General features: G+C 66.1%; 10 protein-coding genes. 5 read left to right on the top strand and 5 right to left on the bottom strand.

What is annotated here, in order from left to right; genetic code table 11:
* Positions 1-110: 110 nt before the first annotated feature.
* Entirely contained in the window at positions 111-1,655 is a 1,545-nt protein-coding gene (locus WCL10_RS10745) for a carboxylesterase family protein (RefSeq protein ID WP_336895637.1), read from the top strand.
* Here WCL10_RS10745 and WCL10_RS10740 read toward each other — a convergent pair whose 3' ends face one another.
* Together WCL10_RS10740 and WCL10_RS10735 are read right to left on the bottom strand one after the other, a co-directional pair.
* Complete coding sequence (locus WCL10_RS10740; protein WP_336895636.1) at positions 1,656-3,446, bottom strand: hypothetical protein; 1,791 nt, start codon at positions 3,444-3,446, stop codon at positions 1,656-1,658. It lies immediately after the preceding gene.
* Positions 3,447-3,518: 72 nt separating this feature from the next.
* Complete coding sequence (locus WCL10_RS10735; RefSeq protein WP_336895635.1) at positions 3,519-3,992, bottom strand: Lrp/AsnC ligand binding domain-containing protein; 474 nt, start codon at positions 3,990-3,992, stop codon at positions 3,519-3,521.
* A gap of 142 nt (positions 3,993-4,134) precedes the next feature.
* On the opposite strand from WCL10_RS10735, the gene WCL10_RS10730 reads away from it, so the two are divergent.
* Positions 4,135-5,154: a 1-aminocyclopropane-1-carboxylate deaminase gene (locus WCL10_RS10730; protein WP_336895634.1), complete on the top strand. Its 1,020-nt coding sequence runs from the start codon at positions 4,135-4,137 to the stop codon at positions 5,152-5,154.
* 33 nt (positions 5,155-5,187) lie between these two features.
* Here the strand turns inward: WCL10_RS10730 and WCL10_RS10725 are convergent, their stop codons facing one another.
* Positions 5,188-6,420 (bottom strand): aromatic ring-hydroxylating dioxygenase subunit alpha, encoded by a 1,233-nt coding sequence (locus WCL10_RS10725; RefSeq protein WP_336895633.1) that lies wholly within the window; start codon positions 6,418-6,420, stop codon positions 5,188-5,190.
* A gap of 93 nt (positions 6,421-6,513) precedes the next feature.
* Positions 6,514-8,052 carry an aromatic ring-hydroxylating dioxygenase subunit alpha gene (locus WCL10_RS10720; RefSeq protein WP_336895632.1) on the bottom strand — a complete coding sequence of 513 codons (1,539 nt, stop codon included), beginning with the start codon at positions 8,050-8,052 and terminating at the stop codon, positions 6,514-6,516.
* A 146-nt stretch (positions 8,053-8,198) separates the two neighbouring features.
* Between WCL10_RS10720 and WCL10_RS10715 the strand changes: the two genes are divergently transcribed.
* Positions 8,199-8,999, top strand: coding sequence for a rhodanese-related sulfurtransferase (locus WCL10_RS10715; protein ID WP_336895631.1), 801 nt, complete (start codon positions 8,199-8,201; stop codon positions 8,997-8,999).
* Positions 9,000-9,230: 231 nt separating this feature from the next.
* Here the strand turns inward: WCL10_RS10715 and clpB are convergent, their stop codons facing one another.
* Positions 9,231-11,810, bottom strand: a complete 2,580-nt coding sequence (gene clpB / locus WCL10_RS10710; protein WP_336895630.1) for an ATP-dependent chaperone ClpB — start codon at positions 11,808-11,810, stop codon at positions 9,231-9,233.
* 230 nt (positions 11,811-12,040) lie between these two features.
* Here clpB and WCL10_RS10705 point away from each other — a divergent pair, with 230 nt between their 5' ends.
* Both WCL10_RS10705 and WCL10_RS10700 read left to right on the top strand, forming a co-directional pair.
* On the top strand, positions 12,041-13,240 hold the full coding sequence (locus WCL10_RS10705) for a sterol desaturase family protein (protein WP_336895629.1): 1,200 nt from the start codon (positions 12,041-12,043) through the stop codon (positions 13,238-13,240).
* A 359-nt stretch (positions 13,241-13,599) separates the two neighbouring features.
* A complete protein-coding gene (locus tag WCL10_RS10700; RefSeq protein ID WP_336895628.1) occupies positions 13,600-16,458 on the top strand; it encodes a pitrilysin family protein in 2,859 nt (952 codons plus the stop codon).
* Positions 16,459-16,467 lie beyond the last annotated feature (9 nt).

Raw genomic sequence — 16,467 nt, 5'->3', positions numbered from 1 at the left:
AGGGCCTAGGGATAAGCAGCACGGCACGCGTGTCAAATCCCGCGTTGTCAGTTGCAAAATAGAATTTCTCTTCTAGTTTTCTAAACTTGCCCCTTGAGGAGCCCGCCGACATGTACGCCCGTCTCTCACTTGCCCTCGTTCTTGCACTCCCTTCCGCCGTGCAGGCGCAAAGCGTCGTTTCGACCACGCTCGGCGAAGTGCGCGGCGCGGCGCAGGGCGGGGCAGAGGCCTTCCTCGGCATACCCTATGCCGCCCCGCCGGCAGGCGCGAACCGCTGGCGCGAACCTCGGCCTGCCGCGCCGTGGCAGGGTGTCCGCGATGGCTCGCACACCGGCCCTTCCTGCCAGCAGGGCGTTCCCGCCGCATGGGGGCCTTATACGGCCGAATTCCTGGCCGACGGTGCGATGAGCGAGGATTGCCTTACGCTCAACGTGTGGAAGCCGCGCGGCGCGGGCAGGAAGCTCCCGGTTCTCGTCTTCATCCATGGCGGCGGCTTTGGCGGCGGTAGCGGCTCTCTGCCGATCTACAACGGAGCGAAACTTGCCGCACAAGGCGCCGTGGTGATCACCCTCAACTACCGCGTCGGCGTCCTTGGCTTCCTGGCCCACCCCGCGCTGACCGCCGAAAGCGCGCTTGGCTCCTCGGGCAACTATGGCCTCCTGGATCAGATCGCAGCGTTGCAGTGGATCAAGGCCAATGCCGCCCGCTTTGGCGGCGATGCCGCCAATGTCACCGTATCGGGCGAAAGTGCGGGCGCAGCTTCTGTCGCGGATCTGATGATCTCGCCATTGGCCAAGGACCTCTTCGCCAAGGCTGTCGCCTTCAGCGGCGCCAGCATGGCGATCGACATTCCGCCGCTCGCCACCAACGAACAGATCGGCACCGACCTCGCTGCAAAGCTGGGGGCCGCCACACTCTCGGACCTGCGCGCCGTCTCCGCAGAAACGCTGATCGAGACCACCCGCTATGTCCCCGGCAGCGGCCCGCCGCGCCTGCTTTTCGTGCCAAATGTCGATGGCAAGATCGTCCCCTTCGATCCCGCCCGCGCCAGCGGCCCTGTCGCCAGCCCGGTGCCGCTGGTCTCCGGCTACAACAGTGCCGAAATGATCGACCCCACGATCCGCACCCCCGCCCAGCTCGGGGCCGCGCTCAACGCGCGCTACGGCACTTTCGCCGACCGCCTCCTCGCGCTCTACCCGCACACGACGGACGCCGAGGCGGCAGCTTCAAACGCCCTGATCGCGCGCGACCGCTACATGGCGGGCCTGCTTCTCTGGTCGAAGGATCGTACCCGCAGCGCCCGCCAGATGGTCTTCGCCTACCTCTACGACCATGCCTATCCGCGAGCGAAGGGCGGCCAGCCATGGGGCGCCTTCCACTCCTCGCAGCTACCCTACGTCTTCGGCAATCTCGGCCTGGGACCGCGCCGCTTCACCCCCGCCGACATCGCTGTTTCCCGCCAATGGCAGCGCCGTCTCCTCGCCTTCATGCGCACCGGCCGGCCCGGCAGGGGCTGGTCGCCGGTTACCAGGGTCACCGCCATCGTCATGGGCCTTGGCGACAAGGAAGCCCCGGTCCGAGCCGTCTCCAGTCCCGCCCGCCTCGAAGCCTTCCGCGCCTATGCCGAAAGCGGCGGCAAGCTCGGCCTCATGTAACTAGAGCCGGTCGAGCGTCAGCAGCCGCCGGTCACCCAGCCAGGCGCGGCCAAGCGCCGCTTCGGCGGCCCGCGCCTCCAGGTCGTGGCCCAGCGCGCGCTCGGCTTTCGCAAGGCCCCACAGCGCCCAGCCATTGCCGGGTGCAACCAGCAGCGCCTGATGGAACGCATCGCGCGCCTCGGCCGCCTTGCCCGCCGCCAGCAGTGCTGCGCCAAGCGACTGACCCACCGGATAATACCAATAGGGCGGCTCCTGATAGGGGATCGTCCCCTCGATAGCCTGCGCCTTGCGGTAGGCTTCCGCCGCCGCCGCATAATCGCCCCGCGCAAAGGCCAGCCGTCCGCGCATGACATGCTGCGCCAGATGGATGAGGTCGGTTCCCGGCGTCCCCTGCCCCTCGAGTACCTTGATGCCCGGGTCCGCCGTAAGCCGGTCCATCGCCGCGAGTTCCGCGTCCACCGCGCCAGGCTGCCTGAGCCGCGCAAAGGCAACCCCGCGCGCATAGTGCCACATCGCCAGCACATAAGGCAGGCGCCCGTCGGGCCTCGGCAGCGCGAGGATCTGCGCCGGGGTTCCGCCTTGGGCAAAGGCAAACGAGGGCGCCGCGACCACCGCTTGCACCCAGCCCAGTTCCACTGCCTTGGCTTCGGGAATGATCCGCATCATCTTGCGCGCCTGCGCCACGGCAAGGTTGAGATCACCCGCCTGCTGCGCCGAAGTCACGATGAAGTGCACGTTGTGCGGATAATAGCCATAGCGGTACAGCCCATCGTCCGGCACCCGCGCCAGATAGGCCTCGTCCGACTTCGCCGCCGCGATATTGGCGCGGATCGAATCCTTGTAGCGCCCGATGCGGTAGTAGATGTGCCCCGGCATGTGGACGAGGTGCCCCGCCTCGGGCATCGCGCTCAGCGCCAGTGCGTCCGCCGCCTTCTCCGCCCGCGCAGGATCGACGTAGTTTTCCATCATGTGGATATAGAGATGTGCCGCCTCCTGATGCCCGGGATGGCGCGTCAGGACGCCCTCGACCAGCGCGACCGCCTTGTCGATCCGCGCGCGTGGTTCGCTGCGGCCGGGCTGCCAGTAGTTCCACGGGCTGGTGTCCATCGCCGCTTCGGCGGCCAGCACGGCCAGTTCGTCGTTGGCCGGCATCTGGCCCGCCAGCGCCAGCATGGCATCGGCATAAGCGGCATCCATTGCGGCGCGGTCGGCCTTGGGATCGGCCGAATAGCGCGCCGCCAGCGCCGCCACCAAGGCCCGGTCGAGCGCCGGGGCGCCCGGCGCGAGCGCCTGCGCCTTCGCCAACGCTGTCAGCGTGGGCGCCAGCGCCTTGGCGTCCATCGGCGCATTGATATTGGGGCCCTGCACCAGCGCCTCGCCCCAGAAGCACAGCGCGCATCCGGGCGCGAGCGCCTGCGCCTTGCGGAACGAGGCGACCGCTGCCGCATGGTTGAAGTTGTAGGCCATCTCGAGGCCCTGATCGAACCAGGGCCTTGCCTCCGGCGTCAGCCCGCCAGGCTCCAGCGCCGAGCGCGGCACGCCGCCATAGAGCGGAAACTTGCCCGGCACGACCGGCCCCATCAGCGCCGCCGCTTGCCGCAGCCTCCGCAAGAGCACCGGCTCGCTTGCCCGCGCCCGCTCGGCACAGGCCGCGGCCGCCAGCCGCGAGGGATCGAGCATCGCGAGCGCTGCCGCATCGTTTCGCGGCGCTGAATGCAGCGTGGTCGCCGCAGCGGCAGCCACCGCCCCACCCGCCAGCAAAGCCAGTCCCAGCATCCGATACAGGCGCATGACCAAGTCCCCCGATCCCAAGTCGCCAGCGCAGACTATGCCTGCAAGGCACCGCGCGCAATGCGCCGCCATCTAGAATCCCAGCGGCGCGTTTTCCTTCACTTCCTTCATGACGAAAAAGGTCCGCGTCTGCCGCACGCCGGGCAGGGTCAGCAGCCGCTGGCCATGGAGCGCATTGAAATCAGCAATGTCGCGCACGCGGATCTTGAGCAGATAGTCGAAGTCTCCCGCCACCAGATTGCAGTCGAGCACTTCCTTCATCCCCACGACCGCGCCCTCGAACGCGGCGAAGCTCTCGGGCGTCGAGCGATCGAGCACAACGCCCACCATGACCAGTGTGCCGAGGCCCACCACGCCCGGATCGATGCCCGCGCGAAATCCGCTGATCGCCCCGCACTCGACCAGCCGCGCCACGCGGCGGTGGCAGGTTGCCGGGCTGATGTTCGCCGCCTCGGCCAGTTCCTGATTGGAGCGGCGCCCATCGGCCTGAAGCAGGCGCAGCAAGTTGCGATCGATGCGGTCGAACGTTGGGGAAGAATCTTTCATGGATGCAGACATTAGCGGAAAAAATACGAAATCGGAAACCGGAATAGGCCTTCAAGGCCCATTATCAGGTCGGACTTTGCAAGCACCTTTCGCCGCGTTTTGGCTAGCTTCAGCGGCGAATCACCCCAATTGCGGAGCCGCCATGTCCCTTCTCGCCCCGTTCGAACGCTACCCGCTCACGTATGGCCCCACCCCCATCGAGCGCCTCCCCCGCCTCAGCGAAGCGCTCGGCGGCAAGGTCGAGATCTGGGCCAAGCGCGATGATTGCAACTCCGGCCTCGCTTTCGGCGGCAACAAGCTGCGCAAGCTCGAATACATCGTCCCCGATGCCATCGCCTCGGGCGCGGACACGCTGGTTTCCATTGGCGGGGTGCAATCGAACCACACCCGCATGGTCGCCGCCACCGCTGCCAAGCTCGGCATGAAGTGCGTCGTCGTGCAGGAGAAGTGGGTGCCGCACTACGACGCCGTCTACGACCGCGTCGGCAATATCCTGCTCACCCGCCTGATGGGCGCGGACAGCCGCCTCGTGGACGAAGGGTTCGACATCGGCATCCGCCAGAGCTGGGAAGACGCGATCGAGAGCGTCAAGGCCGCTGGCGGCAAGCCCTACGCCATCCCCGCCGGCGCCTCGGTCCACAAGTACGGCGCGCTGGGCTACGTCGGGTTTGCCGAGGAAGTCGCTGCACAGGAAGCGGAACTGGGCTTCAAGTTCGATTTCATCGTGGTCTGCGTTGTCACAGGCTCGACCCAAGGCGGCATGATCGTCGGCTTCGCCGCGCAGGACCGCGCCCAAACGGTTATCGGCATCGACGCCTCCGGCACGCTCGAGCAGACCCGCGCACAGGTCCGCTCCATCGTCGACAACACGGCTGAACTGGTCGGCCTCGGCCGCCAGATCCGGGAGGACGAGATCGTGATCAACCCCGACTATGCCTACCCGGCCTATGGCGTCCCCTCGGAAGAAACCAGCGATGCCATCCGCCTCGCCGCCCGCACCGAGGCGATGATCACTGACCCGGTCTACGAGGGCAAGTCGATGCAGGGCATGATCGACCTGACGCGCAAGGGCTTCTTCCCCGAGGGCACCCGCGTGCTCTACGCGCACCTCGGCGGCGCGCCGGCAATCAACGGCTACAGCTACTACTACAAGGACGGCTGAGGGGGGGGGGGCCGCGAAGGCCGCCCTGCCCGCTTACTCCGCCGCTTCGCGCTGCGCCTCACGGGCGAAGATCTCGACCAGATCGTCGTCGCTCGCTGCCAGCAGCTTCGCCGCCCAGGTGTGGAACACCTGGCCGCCGCGCTCGTTGCGGCCGAAGAGGACGTCCTTCATCAGGCCGCTCTGCAGCGCCACGTGCTGGCGCTTGCCGGTCTTGTAGTCCTCGTCGCGCACCACGATCTCGAGGAAGTCGAACTGCTCGTGCGCGGCCTTGATGGCGGCCTCGTCCTCGGGCTTCTTTTCCATGACGTAGAACTGGGTGGTAAAGCTTTCGCCCACCTTGTCGCCCGGGAAGAGCTGGCTGATCATCGCGCCGCGCAGGCCGCCGCCGTAGAAGCTGGCGATCGAGATATGCGGGAAGATCGTCCACACGCCTTGCACCAGCACGTCGTTGGGGATCTCGTCATCGTTCAGCGTCGTGAGATCGATCTGGCGGTCATCATCCGAGGAAACCTTGATCGCGAACTTCGACGGGGTGGAGAGCCGCTGGTGCGGGCCGAACTCGAAGAAGTTGGCGCGGTTGTAGAAATCAGCGCCGAACGTGTTCGCGTGGAGCACCGGCAGATGGTAGAAATCGAGGTAGCCGTCGTAGGCCGTCTTCCAGTTCGGCCCCGAAAGCGTGCGCTGGCTGAAGAGATGCCAGGTCTCGAACCCGAAGGCCGCGAGCAGGTCGTCATAGCCGCAAAGGTAATCGGCAATCGGCAGCTTCGATTTGGGATCGAGCGTCGCCCAGATCAGCCCTGCGCTTTCATGCACCGGGAAGCGCGTCAGGCAGAGCGCTGCCTTGTCCACCGTGCCGAAATCCTGCGGGCTGGCGACACCGATGAGGTCGCCGTCGTTCTTGAAGGTCCATCCGTGATAGCCGCAGGTGAAGCGATTGGCATTGCCGCTGCCCGAGGCGACTGGATTGCCGCGGTGCGAACACATGTTGAGGAAGGCACCGACCGAGCCGTCGCGCTGCCGGGTGAGCAGCAGCGGCACGCCGCAGATGTCCATCGCCTTGTAGTCGCCCGGCTCGGGGATCTCGCACGAAGGCGCGACCATGAGCGGCAGGCGGCGGAAGATCTGCTTCTTCTCCCGCTCGAACAGCGCCTCGTCGGTGTAGGTCGAGGCGGGGATGCGCACGACCTCGTCGGCCAGTTCCATCGTGCCTGCATCGCCATGGGCGATCAGGGAGCGAGTCATTTCGATCAGCTGTTCACGTGACATGGCAAACCCTTTGGTTCCGGAGCAATTGCCCCGTTGTCGCGCCGCCGGAACCCAGCGGCAACTGGTACTTTTGCTCGGCGGACGAATCCGTCCCTAACGCGAAAGCTGCGCGTTCAGCAGCTTGTGGAAGTGGCGGATCTTCGTTTCGCCATAGTTGGCAAACACGATCTCCTTCGACTTGATCGACTTCATGCCCTTCTGCACATGCGGCAGGTTGACCACGTCCTGATTGAACACCTTGGCCAGCATGCCAAGTTCCTCGGCATCGCAATAATCGTCGTCGAAATCGAGCCAGTGCACCTTGGCCGGCGCGGGCCGCTTCTCGCCTTGCCTCACGGGCATCATGAACATCGTCTCGTGGATGCACTCCTCCGGATTGTCGCCCAGCGGGCGGAACCGGTAGAAGATCGGGTTGAGGCATCCCCATGGGCTGATGTTGGGGAAGAGGTTGTAGTAGATCGTGTCGACGAACTCGGCGTCGGACAGTGTGTCGACCTCGTCGCCCAAAGTCGCCCGCCAATATTCGCGCGATGCATCCGCCATGGCCTTTCGGCGGTCGGGAACCGGGCCGGAGGTGGTGTGGTCTTCCTCCAGCTCCCACCCTTCCGGCAAACGCCCACCCACCCAGTCGCACAGTTGCACGTCGGCGTGGTCAAGCTCGCCCTCGATATGGTGCGCCTGGTGATCGAACACCCCGGTACGCCCGTCGCGTGCAGTCACTTTGACCCGGTCCTCGCCGAGCCGTTCATAGACATTGCCCGACAGCGCGTGGCGCACTTTGGCATAGGTCTTCGCGCCTTCCAGCGGATCGGCCAACAGCGCGGGGTTCACGTGCGGGCTGAGGAGGCCATTGGGCGAGATCGCGCGCGACATGTTGCCGAACACGTCGTACTTCGAATTGGCATCGCCCATCACGTCAAGCAGCGTCGGGTGCGTCGCCACCACATGGTAGGCCTCCATGAAGGCCTCCTGCGCCACCTTCCAGTTGCAGCGCAGCTTCTTCGCGACATGCACCGCCTTGTAGCGCCGCTCGAACGGGATCGGCTGGAAGTGCCTGTCGATATCGCCAAGGAACTGCTCGAAGGGCTGCGCGTTGTCATCGGGGTTGATGAACACCCACCCGCCCCAGCGCCCGACGCGAACCGGCGGCAGACTGTGCGTCTTCGCGCTGACCGAAGGGAAATCCCACTGGCACGGCACTTCCTTGAGCGCGCCGTCGATCTTCCAGGCCCAGCCGTGGAATGGGCAGCGGAATTCATGCATTCCCGTGCTGTTCTCGGTCAGCAGCGCGCGCCCGCGGTGGAGGCAGGCGTTGGGGAAGGCCTTGATCTCGTCCGGCCCGGTGCGCACCACGATGTAGGAAAGGTGCGCGATATCATAAACATGGCTGTCACCCACATTCGGGATGTCGTCCTCATGGCAGGCCATCTGCCACACCCGCTTCCACAGCCGTTCGACCTCCAGATCGAAGAAATCACGCGAAAAGTAGATGCTCGGATCGACTATCGTCGGCCCCGGCTCCAGCGGACTGTCCTCGCGCAGGCGCGGCGGCACGCGGTGCGTGTCCATGTCCAGCAGGGCATCATAGGTGATGCCATTCGAGCGGTTGGTGCCGGTAAGCGTCTCGACCATGCTTGCTCTCCTCATCCGCAAGGGATGATGGCGCAGCAAGCCCTGCGCAGGCTTTGACCTGCCTCAAAACGCCGCCCCTCAAAAGTGAGAGCAGCCGCGCCACGAGCCACTTGCCTGCGGCAGGCAATGCGCTACGCCCCCTCGCCATGATCCCGCCCGCGCCCCTCACCGTCGCCGCGCTCTATCGCTTCGCCCGGTTTGAAGACCCGGCAGCGCTGATGGGCCCGCTGCTGGCGCTGTGCGAGGCGCAAGGCATCCGGGGAACCTTGCTGCTGGCAAGCGAAGGCATCAACGGCACCATCGCGGGCAACGCCGAAGCGATCGCGCGGGTGCTCGATCACATCCGCACCCTGCCCTACTGCGCCGATCTCGACGTGAAGTTCTCCAGCGCTGAAGCCATGCCCTTCGGCAGGATGAAGGTGCGGGTGAAGCGCGAGATCGTGACGATGGGCGAGCCCGCCATCGACCCGCTCGCCAGCGCTGGCACTTATGTCGCGCCGCACGACTGGAACGCGCTGATCGCCGATCCCGAAGTCCTCGTGATCGACACGCGCAATACCTACGAAGTCGCGATCGGCACGTTCCCCGGCGCGATCAATCCCGAAACCCGCACCTTCCGCGAGTTTCCCGCCTGGTTCCGCCGCGAACGCGAGCGCCTGCTGGCGAAGCCGCGCAAGGTCGCGATGTTCTGCACAGGCGGCATCCGCTGCGAGAAATCGACCGCTTTCCTCAAGGCCGAAGGCGTGGAGGAAGTTTACCACCTGCAAGGCGGCATCCTGCGCTATCTCGAAGACGTGCCGCCGGGCGAAAGCCTGTGGCAAGGCGAATGCTTCGTCTTCGACGAGCGCGTCGCGCTGGGCCACGAACTCGCGCTGGGCACAAGCGCGCGGTGCCGGGCTTGCGGGGGTGCTATGCCGGCGGGGGAACATTGTCCGGCCTGCGGGTGAGATTAAGGGTTTCACGCGGAGGCGCGGAGGCGCGGAGAAGGTGAGAGGGTTTCGCGCAGAGACGCAGAGTTCCGCAGAGAATGTGGTGTTTGCGGCGAAGCCGCTTCTGATCCTTGAGTCACGGAGCGAGTTAAGGGCCTTCGGCCGATACTCGCTCCATCTCTGCGGACCTCGGCGTCTCTGCGCGAAACCCCTTCTTCTCCTCGCCTACGCGCCTCCGCGTGAACCCAATTACTCCACCACAAACGTCAAAGCGCCATCGCCCTCGTCGATCCGCACCGTGCTGCCATCAGGCACTTCGCCCCCAAGCAGCCGCTCGGCCAAGGGATCCTGCACATAGCGCTGCACCGCCCGCTTCAAGGGGCGCGCGCCATAGACCGGATCGTAGCCCACCCGCCCCAGCCAGCGCTTCGCTGCATCGGTCAGGTCGATCACGATCTTGCGATCCTTCAGCAGCGCCTGCACCCGCGCCACCTGCAGATCGACGATCGGTGCCATGTGCTCATGGCCCAGCCGGTGGAACAGGATGATCTCGTCCAGCCGGTTGAGGAACTCGGGCCGGAAGTGCCCGCGCACCACGTCCATCACCTGCGGCTCGACAACCGAAACGTCCTGCCCTTCCTCAAGGTTCGCAAGGTACTGGCTGCCAAGGTTGGACGTCAGCACGATCAGCGTGTTGGTGAAATCCACCACGCGGCCCTGCCCGTCGGTCAGCCGCCCATCGTCGAGCACTTGCAGCAGCACGTTGAACACGTCCTGGTGCGCCTTCTCGACCTCGTCGAACAGCACGACCTGATAGGGCCGTCGCCGCACCGCCTCGGTCAGCACGCCGCCTTCATCATAGCCGACATAGCCCGGAGGCGCACCGATCAGCCGGCTCACGGAGTGCTTCTCCATGAACTCGGACATATCGATCCGTACCATCGCGTTGTCGTCGTCGAACAGGAAGCCCGCCAGCGCCTTGGTCAGCTCGGTCTTGCCGACGCCCGTGGGGCCGAGGAACAGGAACGAGCCCAGCGGCCGGTTCGGATCCTGCAAACCCGCACGCGCACGCCGCACGGCCTTGGAAACCGCGACCACCGCATCGCGCTGCCCGATCACCCGCTTGCCGATGGTCTCTTCCATCTTGAGCAGCTTCTCGCGCTCGCCCTGCAGCATCCGCTCGACCGGCACCCCGGTCCAGCGGCTGACCACGCCCGCAATGTCGTCGGCCGTCACCTCTTCGCGCAGCAAGGCGTTCTCCGCCATGCCCTGCGCTTCGGCCAGCTGCTTCTCGAGCTCGGGAATCCGGCCATAGGCCAGTTCCCCCGCCTTGCCGAGATCGCCCTGCCGCTGCGCCTGCTCCAGCTCGATCCGCGCCGCATCGAGCGCTTCCTTGATCTTGCCCTCGGCCGCGATCTTGTCGCGCTCGTTCTGCCAGCGCGTCGTCAGTTCGCTCGATTGCTGCTCCAGATTGGCGAGCTCCTCGCGCAGCGCCGCCAGCCGGTCCTTCGAGGCAGAGTCGCTCTCCTTGGCGAGCGCCATGTCCTCGATCTTGAGCTGAATGATCCGCCGGTCGAGGTTCTCGATTTCCTCGGGCTTGCTCTCCACTTCCATGCGCAGCCGGCTCGCCGCCTCGTCCATGAGGTCGATCGCCTTGTCGGGCAGGAAACGGTCCGCGATATAGCGATTGGAGAGCGTCGCCGCCGCCACGATGGCACCGTCGGTGATCCGCACGCCGTGGTGCAGCTCGTACTTCTCCTTGAGCCCGCGCAGGATCGAGATGGTGTCCTCCACGGTCGGCTCGCCGACAAACACCGGCTGGAACCGCCGCTGCAGCGCGGGGTCCTTCTCGACATACTTCTGGTACTCGTCGAGCGTCGTCGCACCGATGCAATGCAGTTCGCCGCGCGCCAGCGCCGGCTTCAGCAGATTGCCCGCATCCATCGCGCCTTCCGATTTGCCCGCGCCGATCAGCGTGTGCATCTCGTCGATGAACAGGATAATCTCGCCCTCGGCGCCCTTCACTTCGTCGAGCACGGCCTTCAGCCGCTCCTCGAACTCGCCGCGATATTTCGCGCCCGCAATCAGGCTGCCCATATCGAGCGACATCAGGCGGCGGTTCTTGAGGCTGTCGGGCACGTCGCCATTGGCGATGCGGATCGCGAGCCCTTCGGCAATCGCGGTCTTGCCCACGCCCGGCTCGCCGATCAGCGCGGGATTGTTCTTGGTCCGCCGCGCCAGGATCTGGATCGTGCGGCGAATTTCCTCATCGCGCCCGATGACAGGATCAAGCTTGCCCTCGCGCGCCGCCTCGGTGAGATCGCGGGCATACTTCCTCATCGCCTCGTAGGCGTTCTCCGCCCCGGCGCTGTCTGCCGTCCGCCCGCCGCGCAGCGCGGTAATTGCCGCTTCAAGCGCCTGCGCCGTGACATTGGCCGCTTTCAGCGCCTGCCCCGCCGCTGTGGTCGTGGCGAGGGCCAGCGCGACGAGCATGCGCTCGACCGTCACATAGGCATCGCCAGACTTCGCCGCGATCTGCTCAGCGGAATCGAGAACGCGCACCGCGTCATTGTCGAGGCCAGGCGTCTGTTGCGCGCCCCCACCGGACACGGACGCGATCTTCGCGAGCGCCTTGTCCACTTCGGCGAGCGCCACGGAAGCCGTGCCCCCGGCGCGCTGGATCAGCCCGGATGCCATGCCCTCGCTGTCTTCGAGCAGGGCCTTGAGCACGTGCTCGGGCGCGATCCGCTGGTGGCTCATGCGAATGGCAACGGTTTGCGCCGCCTGCAGGAAGCCCTTGGCGCGATCGGTGAATTTCTCGAGGTTCATGGGTTGGATTTCCTCCTGATAGCCAGAAGGTAGTGTGTCATTTCGGCCACACAAGGACATGGATCAAAATTCCATGCGATCCGTTCCTCCGCGCGATGCCGTCCGGCGCCGAATGGAGATCAGACCGAACTGGTTCAAATAAATCACCGCAACCTATGCCGTTTTTCGAAGAGAGTGTTAATATTGCCTCGCTAGGCCAAGTATAACGCTTCACCTCAGAGGTATCGGCAATGGTAGGTCGATTCGATCCGGTCCGGGAACTGCGCAAGGATCTTGAGGCACCCGTCGCAGTGCGCCGGTTCGGCTCCGGCTGGTATTCGGGCTTCTTCGCGCTTCTGCTGGCCTGCGCGGGGCTCGGTCTTGTCGTTGCGCTGCGCTGGCCGGGCTGGTTCGCCACGCCCGAACTGGCAAAGATCCGCGAAGCCCTGTGGTTCCGCCCGCTGGTCCATGCGGTGCTGCTGTCGAGCTACGGGCTCGCCCTGCTCAGCCTCCTGCTGCGCCCGCGCAAGGTGCTGGGGGCCGGCGCGCTGCTGATCGGGATCGCCGCAGCGCTCCTCGGCGGCGCCAATGTCCAGCCGCGCGAGACGGCGGACTGGGGCATCTTCTTCGGGGTCGATTTCTTCGTCGTGAACCTCATCGCCACCGGGCTGATGTTCGCGCCGTTCGAACGCATCTGGCCGCACAATGCCAGCCAGCGCCTGTTCCGCACCGAATGGCGCGAAGACTTGTTCTACTACCTCGTCAGTTCGATGCTGGTGCAGGTCGCAACCTACCTGGCGCTCGCCCCGTCGACTTACGTCAACGCCCACTCGGATTCTTGGGACGGGCTGCGCGCGACCATCGCCGGCCTGCCCTGGATCGTCCAGTTCGTCGCGGCGATGGTGATCACCGATTTCTGCCAGTACTGGTTCCACCGCGCCTTCCACCGGGTGCCGTTCCTGTGGGGCTTTCACGCCGTGCACCATTCGGCCAAGGCGATGGACTGGCTCGCCGGCGCGCGCATGCATCTGGTCAAGGTCGTGCTGCTGCGCGGGGTCACCTCGCTGCCCCTGCTCACGCTGGGCTTTTCGCCTTCGGTGATGCAGGCCTATGTCACGCTCGTCTACGTCTACTCCGGGCTGGTCCATGCCAATATGCGCGGCGATTTCGATCGCCTCGGCCACTGGCTGGTCACCCCGCGCTTCCACCACTGGCACCACGGTCTCGAGGCAGAGGCGATCGACGTGAACTTTGCGATCCACTTTCCACTATGGGACAAGCTCTTCGGCACCTTCCATATGCCCGAAGGGCGCTGGCCCGCAGGCTACGGCGTGCCCGAAACGGTGCCGGCCGGCTACATGTCGCAGCTTGCCTACCCCTTCGTGCGCAGCCAGAAGGCGATTACCGCCGCAAAGGCGGCGCCAGGCGGTGCGGACGCGCCGACCGCCTGAAACTGCTCCCCTCTCGCGGGTGCCAGGAACACTCGCCGATGGCGGGATGGCGTTCGTCGGACACCGGCTGTCCTACAGCGCCGCTTTTAGGCTATATTCGAATCCATGCCTTCCCGCCTTGCCTGCACTGGCCTTTCTGTGATCGCCTCTATCGATCAAAGCCCGACAAGTGATCGATTTCAATTATTCCTCTGGACCGTGTCAACCGTGTCAACCCCCACCCTGGCCGCCGCTCGCCCGGCATATTGCGAGCCGGGCATGATTTAGCTTCTGTTCATGCGCGCCGTGCTCTGAAACAGATAAACCAACCAACCCGCGCGGCCGCCGTCCGGTGCAGCCGCCTCACTTGCAGGATCACCATGCCCCGTTTCGTGATGGCCCGTCTGCTCGCCCTTCCAGTCCTCCTCGCCGCCCTGCCTGCGCTCGCCGCCGCGCCCGCGCCTGCCTCGGTGCCAGCGCCGCAGCTCAAGGCTGCACCGGTCGCCGATCTCGTCAAGGCGGTCGACATTCCCTACGAGCGCTTCACGCTGCCCAACGGCCTCACCGTGCTGGTCCACACCGATCGCAAGGCCCCGGTCGTCGCGGTCTCGGTGTGGTACAAGGTGGGCTCCAAGAACGAACCGCGCGGCAAGACCGGCTTCGCGCACCTTTTCGAACACCTCATGTTCAACGGCTCGGAGCATGCGCCCGGCGACTATTTCGGCCCGATGAAGGAAGTCGGCGCAACCGATCTCAACGGCACCACTTCGTTTGACCGGACCAATTACTACGAGACCGTGCCGACCGCGGCGCTCGACCGCGCGCTCATGCTCGAAAGCGACCGCATGGGCCACCTCCTCGGCGCGGTCACGCAGGAGAAGCTCGATAACCAGCGCGGCGTCGTCCAGAACGAGAAGCGCGAGGGCGACAACGCCCCCTACGGCCTCATCGAGTACGAGCAGTTCGAGACGCTCTACCCCGCCGGCCACCCTTATCACCACACCACCATCGGCTCGATGGCCGATCTCGACAGCGCCAGCCTCGAAGATGTGCGCGGTTGGTTCCGCGATCATTACGGCCCGAACAATGCCGTGCTGGTCATTGCCGGCGATATCGATCTCGCCACCGCGCGTGCCAAGGTGGAAAAGTGGTTCGGGGCCATTCCTGCTGGGCCTGCGGTCCTGCCGGTCAGCGCGCCTGTGCCCACGCTCCCCGCCCCCGTCAGCCGCACCGTGCATGACGGCGTGGCCACCACCCGGCTTTACCGCTTCTGGACGATCCCCGGGCTCGACAATCCCGACTACTTGCCGCTCCAGGTCGGTGGTCTGATTCTGGGCGGGCTTGCCAGCTCGCGGCTCGATGACGCGCTGGTGCGCAGCCAGCAGCTTGCGGTCGGCGTCTCGGCCCATACCGACATTCTGGCGCAGGGCGGCCAGTTCGTGATGCAGGCCGATGTGAAGCCCGGTGTCGACGCGGCGAAGACCGGCGCCGCGCTCGATGCCGAGCTGACCCGACTGATCACCGAAGGCCCCTCCGCCGACGAACTTGCCCGCGCCGCAACGCTGTTTGCCGCAGGCGAGATCCGCGGGCTCGAATCCGTCGGCGGCGGCGGCAAGGCCGCGACGCTGGCCGAAGGGCTGCTCTATTCGGGCGACCCGGCGCACTACCGCCACGTGCTCGAGGCCACGGCAAAGCTCACGCCCGCGATGGTGCGCGATGCCATGGCCAAGTGGCTCACGCGCCCGGTCTTCGCGCTCACCGTCGTGCCCGGCGAGCGCACGGCGGGCGGCGAGGCGCGCGGCGGCGATGCGGCGCTTGCCCCGGCGGCGCCTTCCGCACCGACCCCGACCGCGCTGGTGGCCAGCGGCCGCGAGCCCGATCGCAGCACGATCCCGGCTGGAGGTCAGGTGCCTGCGCTCGATTTTCCCGCGATCGAGCGCACCAGCCTCAAGAACGGCATGAAGGTCGTTTTCGCCCGGCGTAGCGCGGTGCCGGTGGTTTCGGTGCGTGTCTCGTTCGATGCGGGTTTTGCCGCCGATCCCAAGGACGCGCGCGGCACCAATGCGCTGCTGCTGCGCCTGATGGACGAGGGCACAACCAGCCTCGATTCCTCCGCGCTCGCCCGGGCCAAGGAAACGCTGGGCGCCTCAATCGGCGGCATCGGCCTTCCCGATTCCACCGCGTTCGAACTGGGTGCGCTGACCGCGAACCTTGCGCCTTCGCTCGATCTGCTTGCGGACTATGTGCGCCACCCCGCGCTGACCCCAGCCGAGCTTGAACGCGTGCGCGCGCAGCAGCTCTCCACGATCAGCGCCGAACGCACCGATCCCTATTCGCTCGCCGCGCGCGTGCTCTACCCGGCGATTTACGGCCCGGCGCATCCCTACGGCTATGCCCCCAGCGGCACGGGCGAAGCGGCCGTCGTCAGCAAGCTGACGCGCGAAGACCTCGCCGCCTACCACGCGCGCTGGCTGCGGCCGGACCGCGCGACGATCTATGTCGTGGGGGACACCACCCTGGCCGACGTCGTGCCGCTGCTCGAAAAGAGCTTCGGCGACTGGGCGGCGAACCGCATGGCCCCGCCGGTCAAGGACTTCTCCGCCCCGATACCCGCGCCCAGCCCTCGCATCGTCCTCGTCGACCGGCCCGGTTCACCGCAGTCGATGATCCTCGCCGGCACCGTCCTCAACGCCCGCGGCATCGACGATACCGTTACCCTGCGCACCGCCAATGATGTGCTCGGCGGCGATTTCCTCTCGCGCCTCAACCTCAACCTGCGCGAGACCAAGGGCTGGTCCTACGGTGTCGCCAGCCTGATCAACGACCGTGCGGAACGGCTGATTTTCATGGTCTACGCCCCGGTGCAGACCGACAAGACCGGGCCCTCGATCACCGAACTGCGCGGCGAGATGGCGCGCTACCTTGGGCCCAAGGGCACCACGGCGGAAGAAGCCGCACTCGCCACCCAGGGCAACGCGCGCGAACTGCCGGGCGCGTTCGAAACCTCGGGCGCGGTGCTCGACGGCATTGCCAAGATCGAGACCTACAAGCGGCCGGACACCTGGTACGAGACGCTGCCCGAGCGCTATCGCACGATGACCCCGGCCGAACTCGACGCGGCGGCTCGCACGGCGATCGATCCTGCCAAGCTGGTGTGGGTCGTGGTGGGCGATGCCGCCAAGGTCAAGCCGCAGCTCGATGGGCTGGGGCTGCCGGTGGAAGTGGTGAAGGCGGAATAGGAGCCGGGG

Source organism: Novosphingobium sp., from assembly GCF_037133355.1.
Lineage (GTDB): Bacteria > Pseudomonadota > Alphaproteobacteria > Sphingomonadales > Sphingomonadaceae > Novosphingobium.
This window is presented reverse-complemented; position numbering and strand designations above follow the sequence as displayed.